At 74.1% G+C, this 10,443-nt stretch carries 7 protein-coding genes and 1 pseudogene; 4 read left to right on the forward strand and 4 right to left on the reverse strand.

All coding sequences use genetic code 11. From position 1 onward, the window contains the following. Positions 1-5: 5 nt before the first annotated feature. On the reverse strand, positions 6-4,697 hold the full coding sequence (locus AB0I22_RS37655) for an ATP-dependent helicase (protein WP_363135538.1): 4,692 nt from the start codon (positions 4,695-4,697) through the stop codon (positions 6-8). 115 nt (positions 4,698-4,812) lie between these two features. Here AB0I22_RS37655 and AB0I22_RS37660 point away from each other — a divergent pair, with 115 nt between their 5' ends. After that, entirely contained in the window at positions 4,813-5,730 is a 918-nt protein-coding gene (locus AB0I22_RS37660; protein ID WP_363135539.1) for an AraC family transcriptional regulator, read from the forward strand. Positions 5,731-5,810: 80 nt separating this feature from the next. Here the strand turns inward: AB0I22_RS37660 and AB0I22_RS37665 are convergent, their stop codons facing one another. Next, positions 5,811-6,773, reverse strand: a complete 963-nt coding sequence (locus AB0I22_RS37665; protein ID WP_363135540.1) for a nitronate monooxygenase — start codon at positions 6,771-6,773, stop codon at positions 5,811-5,813. 345 nt (positions 6,774-7,118) lie between these two features. On the opposite strand from AB0I22_RS37665, the gene AB0I22_RS37670 reads away from it, so the two are divergent. Together AB0I22_RS37670 and AB0I22_RS37675 are read left to right on the forward strand one after the other, a co-directional pair. Then, complete coding sequence (locus AB0I22_RS37670) at positions 7,119-8,003, forward strand: AzlC family ABC transporter permease (RefSeq protein ID WP_363135545.1); 885 nt, start codon at positions 7,119-7,121, stop codon at positions 8,001-8,003. Next, positions 8,000-8,308 carry an AzlD domain-containing protein gene (locus AB0I22_RS37675; protein ID WP_363135541.1) on the forward strand — a complete coding sequence of 103 codons (309 nt, stop codon included), beginning with the start codon at positions 8,000-8,002 and terminating at the stop codon, positions 8,306-8,308. The genes AB0I22_RS37670 and AB0I22_RS37675 overlap by 4 nt, the downstream gene beginning before the upstream one ends. A gap of 92 nt (positions 8,309-8,400) precedes the next feature. Here AB0I22_RS37675 and AB0I22_RS37680 read toward each other — a convergent pair whose 3' ends face one another. Together AB0I22_RS37680 and AB0I22_RS37685 are read right to left on the reverse strand one after the other, a co-directional pair. Further along, on the reverse strand, positions 8,401-9,321 hold the full coding sequence (locus tag AB0I22_RS37680; RefSeq protein ID WP_363135542.1) for a hypothetical protein: 921 nt from the start codon (positions 9,319-9,321) through the stop codon (positions 8,401-8,403). A gap of 153 nt (positions 9,322-9,474) precedes the next feature. After that, positions 9,475-10,095, reverse strand: a complete 621-nt coding sequence (locus AB0I22_RS37685) for a TetR/AcrR family transcriptional regulator (protein WP_363135543.1) — start codon at positions 10,093-10,095, stop codon at positions 9,475-9,477. A 175-nt stretch (positions 10,096-10,270) separates the two neighbouring features. Between AB0I22_RS37685 and AB0I22_RS37690 the strand changes: the two are divergent. Then, a pseudogene (locus AB0I22_RS37690) lies at positions 10,271-10,443 on the forward strand (ABC transporter permease); the annotation flags it as partial.

Below are 10,443 nucleotides of genomic sequence, written 5' to 3' on the forward strand. Positions count from 1 at the left end.
TTCCGTCACGGTGCGCGCAGGCGCCACCCCCGTGGTGTGGCGTGGAAGCCCGCGGTCTCCAGCGCGCCGCCTATGGGGGAGGAGAGCGCTGCGGAGCCGTTGATCCGCTCGATCGTGACCGTGCCCAGGGCTCCCGCGCGGGCCGCTTGGGCCAGGGCTTGGGCCGCGGCCCGGAGCCGGGGCCCGTCCCCGGACTCGTCGGCCTGGGACGCGTCCGTCGGCCAGGCCAGCAGGGTCTTGCCGCCGCGCTCCATGTAGAGGGCCAGGTCACCGTCGAGGAGGACGACCAAGGAGCCGGCCTTCCGGCCCGGTTTGTGGGTCACGCCCGCGGGCGGGTCCGGCCAGGGCAGAGCGGCCCCGTAGGCGTTGGCGGGGTCCGCCGCCGCCAGCACGACGGCACGCCGGCCGTCCTTCGCGTCCGGCCCGTCGCCGGCGATGGCGCGGTCGCGGGCGCTGCCCACCGCGCGCAGCCGGTCGACCGCGCCGTCCATGGCGAACTGGGCCGCGCCCAGCCCCTCGACCACATAGCCGCGGCGGGCCTGGCCGTTCTCCTCGAAGACGGACAGCACGCGGTACGCGGCGGAGAAGCCGCCCTCGACGCCCTCCGCGGCCACCGCGCCGCGCGTCACGACGCCGTGCCGGTCGAGGAGCGTACGGGCCAGGGCGTGGGCCCGGTGGGTCGGCTCGCTCTCCGGGGCGGGGAGCAGCGACCAGCGGCCCGCGACGGTCGGCGGCCCGCTGCGCGACGCGGTGGGCCGCAGGCCCGCGCCCGAGCGGCCGGTGAGCGCGCCGTAACGGCCGCGCGGGACCGCGCGTTTCGCCCGGTGTGCCGTGGCTCCGGCGGTGCGGCCGGAGCCGAGGACGGAGCGCAGCGGCGCGAGGGTGTCGTTGGTGAGCCGCCCGGACCAGGCCAGGTCCCAGACGGCGTCGGTCAGTTGGGCGTCGGCCGCCTCCGGGTGCGCCGCGCGGACCTGGTCGGAGATCTGGCGGAAGAACAGGCCGTAGCCCCCGGCCAGGGCGTCCAGGACGGCCTGGTGGAGCGGGGAGAGCTCCAGCGGGTGCGGGGCGAGGAGGAGCAGGGGCGCGGCGTCGGCCACGTACAGGGAGACCCAGCCGTCCTTGCCGGGGAGCGCTCCGGCACCGGCCCAGACGACCTCGCCGGAGGCCGTGAGCTCGTCGAGCATGGCGGGGCCGTAGTCGGTGACGCGGCCGGGCAGCACCAGCTTCTCCAGGGCGGAGGCCGGGATCGGCGCACCCTGCAACTGCTCGACGGCGCGCACCAGTCCGTCGACGCCGCGCAGGCTGTGCGTGCCGATGTGCTGCCACTGGGGGAGGAACGCGGCCAGGGCCGGCGGCGCCACCGGTTCCAGCTCGTGGCGGAGCGCCGCCAGGGAGCGGCGGCGAAGCCGCCGCAGCACCGTGGTCTCGCACCACTCCTGGCCGATGCCCGAGGGGTGGAACTCCCCTTGCACGACGCGGCCGCTCGCGGCGAGCCGGTGCAGCGCCCCGTCCGTCACGGCCGTGCCGAGGCCGAAGCGCCCGGCGGCCTGGGCCGAGGTGAAAGGGCCGTGGGTGCGGGCGAAGCGGGCGAGGAGATCGCCGAGCGGATCCTTGACGGGCTCGGTGAACGCCTCGGGCACGCCGACGGGCAGTGCTGTGCCCAGGGCGTCGCGGAGCCGCCCCGCGTCCTCGACGGCCGCCCAGTGGTCCTGCCCGGCGATGCGGACTCGGATGGCGCGGCGGGCGTCGGAGAGGGAGGCTGCCCACTGCGGGTCCGCGCCGCGCTCCGCCAACTCGGCGTCGGTGAGCGGCCCGAGGAGCCGCAGCAGGTCGGCGACGCCCTCGGCGTCCTTGGGGCGGCGGTCCTCGGTGCGCCATTGCAGCTCGTTCTCCAGCTCGGTGAGCACGTCGGCGTCGAGCAGCTCGCGCAGCTCCGCCTGGCCGAGCAGCTCGGCCAGGAGACGGGAGTCGAGGGAGAGGGCGGCGGCGCGCCGCTCGGCCAGCGGGGAGTCGCCCTCGTAGAGGAACTGGGCGACGTAGCCGAAGAGCAGCGAGCGCGCGAAGGGGGACGGTTCGGGCGTGGTGACCTCGACGAGCCGGATCCGGCGGGCCTCGATGTCGCCCATCAGCTCGGTCAGACCGGGGACGTCGAAAACGTCCTGAAGGCACTCGCGGACCGCTTCGAGGACGATCGGGAACGACCCGAACTCGCTCGCTACCTGGAGGAGCTGAGCGGCGCGCTGCCGCTGTTGCCACAGGGGAGTGCGCTTGCCCGGCGAGCGGCGCGGCAGCAGCAGGGCCCGCGCGGCGCACTCACGGAACCGGGAGGCGAACAGCGCGGAGCCGCCGACCTGGTCCGTGACGACCTGCCCGATCTCGCTCTTGTCGAAGGCGACGTCCGCCGCGCCGACCGGCGACTGCTCGGGGTCGGACTCCGTGCCCCGCGCCCCCGGATCGGCGTCGAGGAGGTCGAGGCCCATCAGGTCCGCGTCGGGCAGCCGCAGCACGATCCCGTCGTCGGCGTGCATGACCTGGGCGTCCATGCCGTACCGCTCGGTGAGCTTGGCGCCCAGGGCCAGTGCCCACGGGGCGTGCACCTGTGCGCCGAAAGGGGAGTGGACGACCACCCGCCAGTCGCCGAGCTCGTCCCGGAAGCGCTCCACGACGATCGTACGGTCGTCCGGCACATGTCCACAGGCGCGGCGCTGCTCGTCCAGATAGGCCAGGACGTTGTCCGCCGCCCAGGCGTCGAGGCCGGCCGACAGCAGCCGCTCCCGTGACTCCTCGGGCGCGCGGCCGCCGATCTCGCGGAGGAACGCCCCCAGGGCGCGGCCGAGTTCGAGAGGGCGGCCGAGCTGGTCGCCCTTCCAGAACGGAAGCCGGCCCGGCACACCGGGCGCGGGGGAGACCAGGACCCGGTCGCGGGTGATGTCCTCGATCCGCCACGAGGTGGTGCCGAGGGTGAACACATCGCCCGCACGCGACTCGTAGACCATCTCCTCGTCGAGCTCGCCGACCCGGCCGCCGCCCTTCTTGGGGTCCGCTCCGGCGAGAAAGACGCCGAAGAGACCGCGGTCGGGGATGGTGCCGCCGGAGGTGACGGCGAGGCGCTGCGCGCCCGGGCGGCCCATGACCGTACCGGCGACGCGGTCCCACACCAGGCGGGGACGCAGTTCCGCGAAGGCGTCGGACGGATAGCGCCCGGCGAGCATGTCGAGGACCGAGGTGTAGGCGGATTCGGGGAGCGAGGCGAAGGGCGCCGCGCGGCGCACCAGGGCCAGCAGCTCGTCCACGTCCCAGCTGTCGAGGGCCACCATGGCGACGATCTGCTGGGCGAGCACGTCCAGGGGGTTGGCCGGCACTCGCAGCGACTCGATGGCCCCCTCGCGCATCCGCTCGGTCACCACGGCGGCCTGCACCAGATCACCCCGGTACTTGGGGAAGACGACACCCGTCGACACGGCGCCCACCTGGTGTCCGGCGCGGCCCACCCGCTGGAGCCCGGAGGCGACGGACGGCGGGGACTCGACCTGGACGACGAGGTCCACCGCGCCCATGTCGATGCCCAGTTCGAGGCTGGAGGTGGCCACGACGGCGGGCAGCCGGCCGGCCTTGAGGTCCTCCTCGACCACGGCCCGCTGCTCCTTGGACACCGAACCGTGATGGGCGCGGGCCAGCACCGGCGGCGCCCCTCTGGCCGCGCCCGATTCGGCCATCAGCTCGGCCGGGGAATGGTGCTCGGGCAGGGGCTCGCCGGTGGCGCGCTCGTACGCGATCTCGTTGAGGCGGTTGCACAGCCGCTCCGCGAGGCGGCGGGAGTTGGCGAAGACGATCGTGGAGCGGTGCGCCTGTACGAGGTCGGCGATCCGCTCCTCCACATGCGGCCAGATGGAGGGCTTGTCGCCGTCCCCGGCGTCCTCCGAGCCCCTGGCCGGGGCGCCGCTCAGCTCCCCCAGATCCTCCACCGGGACGACCACCGAGAGGTCGAACTCCTTGCCGGAGGGCGGCTGGACGATCTCCGCCTTGCGCTGCGGGGACAGATAGCGCGCCACCTCGTCCACGGGGCGCACGGTGGCCGACAGCCCGATCCGCCGGGCCGGCCGGTCCAGGAGCGCGTCGAGCCGCTCCAGGGACAGCGCGAGGTGCGCGCCGCGCTTGGTCCCGGCGACGGCGTGCACCTCGTCGAGGATGACGGTCTCCACCCCGGCGAGGGCCTCCCGCGCCGACGAGGTGAGCATCAGGAACAGCGACTCGGGGGTGGTGATCAAAATGTCCGGCGGCCGGTTGGCGAGGGACCGGCGCTCGGCGGCCGGGGTGTCCCCCGAGCGGATGCCCACCCGGATCTCGGGCTCGGGCAGCCCCAGTCGTACGGACTCCTGGCGGATGCCCGTGAGCGGGCTGCGCAGATTCCGCTCCACGTCCACCGCGAGGGCCTTGAGCGGCGACACGTACAGCACCCGGCAGCGCTTCTTCGGCTCGGCGGGCGGCGGCGTGGCGGCCAGTGCGTCCAGCGAGGCGAGGAACGCGGCGAGGGTCTTGCCGGAGCCGGTCGGGGCGACGACCAGCACGTCCGAGCCCTCGCCGAGCGCACGCCAGGCCCCGGCCTGCGCGGTCGTGGGCGCGGTGAAAGCCCCCTCGAACCACGCGCGGGTCGCGGGGGAGAACGCTGCGAGGGCCGAAGCCGGGTCGTCCGCCATGACCCCATCGTGCACCGCCCCACTGACAATGAGCTGTTGGCCAAGAGAACCGCAGGTCAGAGGCGGGGTCGGTCGGGGCGGCGCACAATGGGACCAGAACGGGGGGCACGAGGCGATGACGGGGAAAAAGGAGTGGGCCCGGCACTGGCACTTCGCGGCGCTGCCAGGGCTGGACCTGCTGCGGGCCCGCTATGTCCGGCACACCTTTCCGCGCCACGCCCACGACGGCTTCACCTTCGGCGCGGTCACGTGCGGCATCGAGGAGCTCGGGCTGTCGGGCGGGACCGCGCGGGTCGGCTCCGGCGGCGTCATCATGATCAACCCTGAGGTCGCGCACACCGCCCGCGCCGGGGCGCCCGACGGCTGGGCCTACGCCACGCTCTACCCCGCCGCGCACGTGATCCGGGAGGTCGCGGCCGAGCTGGGCACGATCCGCGGCACACCGGGGTTCGCCGAGACCGTGGCCGACGATCCGAGGGCCGTCCACCTGATCCACGCCGTGCACCGGGCGGCCGAGGAGGGCAACGCGCTCGCCGCCGACAGCCTGCTGCGCGTCGTCCTCGCCCATCTGCTGCGCCGGCACGGCGGCCCGCTCATCGCTCGCGAGCCCCGCACGGCGGGGGCACGCAACGCCCTTCTGGCCCGCGCGGCCCTGGAGGAGCGAATAGCCGACCCGCCCTCCCTGGCGACGCTGGCGGCCGAGCTGGACACCAGTCCCTTCGCCCTGCTGCGCGCCTTCCGCGACGTGCACGGGATGCCGCCGCACGCCTGGCTCACCAACGCGCGGGTACGCCGCGCCCGCCGGCTTCTGGAGAGCGGGTACGCCCCCGCGGAGGCGGCCGTCGTTGTCGGCTTCTCCGATCAGCCGCACCTCAACCGGCACTTCACTCGGATCGTCGGCGTACCGCCCGGCGCGTACCGGCGCGAGCGCACCGCCGTCCGCGCTGTCTCCCCGCCGGTCCCTCTGGACCCGCCGATCTCGCTTGGCCCGCCGCCCTCTCTTGATCTGCCGGCCCCTCTCGATCCTCTTTGAGCGGTGCGCCGGCGGAAGCGATCAGCGAGGAGCGGGCGGTGGACGTTCCATAGCAGGTCAGGGGCCGGACAGTGCCGCCGCTAGCTTCGTCCCGCTCGGGCCAGGGCGTCCTCGGCCTGTTCGGCCAGGGTGGCGACGAGATCGGCCGCGGGGGGCCGGTCGGTGATGAGATCGACGGCCTCTCCCGCCCACACCGGGTGCGGCGGCACCTCGCCCCGTGCCACGTCGCCCTGATAGTCCCGCTGGGCCTGGGCGTCCGCGGCGAGCTCCGCCTCCCGGTCCCGCCACTGGTCGAGGTAGCGATGGCCCAGCGTGCGCGCGGTGTACCGGGAGGGCCACCGGGAGCCGCGGGCGATGTCCAGTACGCGGCTGCGCTCGGTCTCCTCCGCGCGCCCCTCGACGATCGCGGCGGCGGTCATGGGATCGATCAGGGCTTCGGCCGTGGCCTGGAAGCGGGTGCCGATGACCGCTCCGGCGGCGCCCAGGGCCAGGGCGGCCGCCACGCCGCGGCCGTCGGCGATCCCGCCTGCCGCCAGCACCGGAACCGGCCCGGCCAGATCCACCACCACCGGTACGAACGGGAGGGTCGAGCGGCCCCGTTCGGCCCCGTGCCCACCGCTCTCGGTGCCCTGCGCCACGATCACGTCGGCGCCCAGGTCCACCGCTTGCCGGGCCTCCTCCAGGTCCGTGACCTGGAGGATGAGTTTCGCCCCGGCCCTGCGGACGCGCTCGGCGAACGGGCTCGGGTCGCCGAAGGACAGCATCACCGCTCTGGGGCGGTGCTCCAGCGCCCGCTCGACCGTGGCGACATCGATCGACCACGTCAGAAAGCCGATGCCCCACGGACCGTCCGTACCCGACGTGAGGAGAGGCACCTCGCGGGCCAGCCAGTCCGGGTCCCCGGTCTCGGCGCCGAGCAGCCCGAGCCCGCCGCCGCGCGAGACGGCCGCGGTCAGCGCGCCGCCGGCCGATCTGCCCATGGGAGCCAGGGCGATCGGATGCCGCACACCGAACATCTTCGTGAACGCAGTCGACAACGCCATGGTCGTCATCATCACACCCACTGGCCTGCGGCGACGACTACGCCTCCCGCTGCCCGCGTCTGCGGCGACCCCTTGAGGAGCCGCGTGTTCCGGCGCGCCTGCGAGCGGGAAGCGCGGAGAGGCGCAAGAACGTACAAGACCGGTTCAGGAACCCGCTCCTAGCGTGCGAGTGTGGCAAAGCGAACGACAGGCACTGATGAGATGGCAGGTCCCGGAGAGCGGTCTCGGACAGAGCGGAAGCCGCGTCCCCTGGGGCCTTCCGCGGAGCTCCCCGAACCTTCCCCGGAGCCGGACGTCCCGCCCGAACCGAGGACGCGCGAGGACCGGGCGGTCGTACGGGACGCCCTGGGCGTCGGGGTGGCGGTCGGCCTCTCCGGCTTCGCCTTCGGGGTGACCTCGGCAGGGGCCGGGCTGAGCCTTCCGCAGACCTGCGCGCTCAGCCTGTTCGTCTTCACCGGGGCCTCGCAGTTCGCCCTCGTGGGAGCGCTCGCGGCAGGCGGCAACCCGCTGACCGCCGCGGCGGGCGCGTTCTTCCTGGGCGTCCGCAACGTGTTCTACGGCCTGCGGCTCTCCCAACTGCTGCGGCTGCCGCGCGCCGTGCGGCCCCTCGCCGCTCAGTTGGTCATCGACGAGACCTCGCTCGTGGCGTTCGCGCAGCCGGACCGGCGCAGCGCCCGTATCGGCTTCACCGTCACCGGCCTCGCGCTGTACGCGCTGTGGAACCTCTCCACGCTGGCGGGAGCGGCCGGAGCCTCGGCGCTCGGCGACACCGACGCCTGGGGGCTGGACGCGGCCGGCCCTGCCGTCTTCCTCGCCCTCCTCGCCCCGTTGCTGACCGGCGCCGTCGAGCGGGCCACGGCGGCGCTGGCCGTCCTGCTCGTGCTCGGCTGCACCCCCTTGCTGCCCGCAGGGGTGCCGGTGCTGGCCGCCGGACTCGCCGCGCCCATTGTGTTCGTCCTCAAGGGACGCGCGTTTCGCGCGGCGCGCGCTCCGGAGAGAGACGATTCGAAGAGGGGCGGTCCGGAGACGGGCGGTCCGGAGCCGGGTGGTGACGCCCGCGACAGCGTTCGCGACGCCTATAAGGACGCTCCCGACGCCCGTAGGGACGCGGACAACGACACCCCAAGGGACATTCGCAGCGCCCGTACGGCCGACAGCGACGCCCGTAGGGACGCCCGTACGAGCACCGAAGTCTCCCGCGACGTCCCTGAGGAGGGCGGCAGCCAGTGAACGTCTGGATCGCCATCGGAGCCACCGCCGTCGGCTGCTATCTCGTCAAGCTGCTCGGCCTGTCCGTACCCGCCGGGGTGCTGGACCGACCTCTCGTCAAACGCCTCGCCACGCTGGTCCCCGTGGCGCTGCTGGCCGCCCTCACCGCGCAGCAGACCTTGAGCAGAGGGTCGGAGCTCGTCATCGACGCCCGCGCGGCGGGGCTCGGCGCGGCGGCCGTCGCACTCCTGCTGCGCGCCCCGTTCCTGCTGGTGATCGCGGTCGCTGTCGTCGTCACCGCGGGCGTACGCGCGCTCGGCGGCTGACAGGCGCTCCCGCAGCGGGGCCGCCAGGTCCGCCAGGCCGCCGAGCCGGCCGCCCGCCGCCGAAATCGCCCTCCCCTGGGGCCGCGACGGGCCTACAGGGGCCGCCCGTACGCGCGCAGGGCCAGGAGCGCCTCGATGGTCACCATCGGGCGGCTTTCCAGGAGGGTGCCCGGCGCCCACTGGCGCCAGTTGACCGGCCAGCCGCCGTCCTCCTCCTGCGCCCGCGCGAGGAAGTCCAGCGACCGGTCCATCTCGGCGTCGGAGAACCAGTGGCGGGCCAGGGAATCGGGGGAACGGGCGTAGTCGTGCGGAAAGTGGTGCTCGCCCGGCGCGTACCCCTCGGACAGCGGGTGATCCGCCGCCCGTTCCGGTTCCAGGACTGCCAGCCGCTGCTCGTGCACCAGCTCGCCGAGGCGCTGGGCCGCCGCCTGCGCGCGGGCACGGTCCGGGGCGCCGTCCAGGAAGGCGATGGCCGCCAGTACTTCGTAGGGGTGCGTCTTCGTCAGCGACTCGACCGCGGCCCAGCAGTAGTCGGTGGCCCGGAACAGCCACGCGTGCCACACCTCGTTGCGATGCAGCAGCCCTACCACCGGGCCGGTCGTCAGCAGTTCGCTCGGCGGATCGTCCACCACCGGCATCCAGGGGGCCGCCGGATAGCCGCGCAGCGAGGGGTGGAGCGCGGGCAGCGCGCCGTCCGGGGTCGAGATGCCGGTCAGATAGCGGCAGACGCGCTCCACCCGCTGCCCGCCGCAGCGTCCGATGCCGTCCAGTACGCGCAGCGCGTGCGCGACGTGCAGCGGCTGGCTCACCGGGCCCCGCAGATCGGGCTCCAGGGCGTAGCCGTAGCCGCCGTCCTCCCCCAGGTAGGCGGTGAGCGCGGTCTCGACGGCATCGGCGTTGCGGTCGCCGGCATCGAGGAAGTGGTAGGCGAATCGGCGTTGTTCGAGCACGCGGGCGGTCAGCCAGACGAAGTGCTCTGCGCGGTCTGCGGGTGATGCTCCGGAACGGGCCATGGTCAGACCGTAGGGCGGAAAACGGCGGCGGTCAGCGGCTCGCGGCGGGCTGCACTCGCAGGGCGGGGGCCGGGCGCACGCGGTTGACGGTTCGCGGGTTTCCCGAGGTCCGTCGCGGCCCCGTGCACAGGACTGAGGCGTCGCGGGGACTCCTCAGCGGGCCGTGCGCGCCGCGCCCAGCGCGGCGGTGGTGGCCCGTGCGAGCCCGTCCAGATAGCCCGCGGGGAGGGGGGAGCGCACCATGACCAGGCGCCAGTAGAGGGGGCCGCAGGCCAGGTCGAGGGCGAGGTCGACGCTGGTGTCGGCGGACAGCTCGCCCCGGGCCACCGCGTGCTGGACGATCGTTTCCGCTATGCCGCGCTGGGAGTCGCGCACGGCCGTCTGCAGGGCTTGGGCGATGTCCGGGTTGCGGGCCGCTTCGGCGAGCAGGTCGGGGAGGATCTGGGCGGCCATCGGGTGCTGCAGCAGCCGCGCGGTCACCTTCAGCAGCGCCTGTACGTCCCCGAGCAGGCTGCCGGTGTCCGGCGTCGGCATGCCCTGGACCGCGAGGGCGGAGACCACATCGAGGACGATGGGCAGCTTGGAACGCCAGCGGCGGTACACGGCGGCCTTGCCCACCCCGGCCCGGCGGGCGATGCGCTCGATCGACATGCGCCCGTACCCCACGGTGGCCAGCTCTTCGAAGACGGCGGCGCGGATCGCCTCGGTGACGTCCTCGCGGAACGCCGCGGCCCCCGCGGGGGCGCGACGCGGCTTTTGGGACTCCTTTTCCATGCCCTGAGCCTAACTCGACGATGGAACGCTTGTGTTCCATCGTCTCCTCCTCTAGCGTTGACGACGCGACGGAACGCACCCGTTCCGACGTGATGTCATCTGCCCCCACACCGCACCGGGTCCGCGCGTCGCGCCCCGGCTGCCTTCGGGTGTCCCCCCTACCGAAAGTTCCCAGGTGACCGAGTTCTCCAGCGCCGTCCTCGAACGGCCCGCAGCCGCACCACTGACCCCATCGGAACTCGCCGCCGCGCATGGTCTCGCGGTGAGCGGTGCCCGGCCGGGTTTGCGGGAGTATGTGCGGCAGTTGTGGGATCGGCGGCATTTTATTGTTGCTTTTTCCCGGGCGAA

The organism is Streptomyces sp. NPDC050610 (assembly GCF_040654875.1).
Taxonomy (GTDB): Bacteria; Actinomycetota; Actinomycetes; order Streptomycetales; family Streptomycetaceae; genus Streptomyces.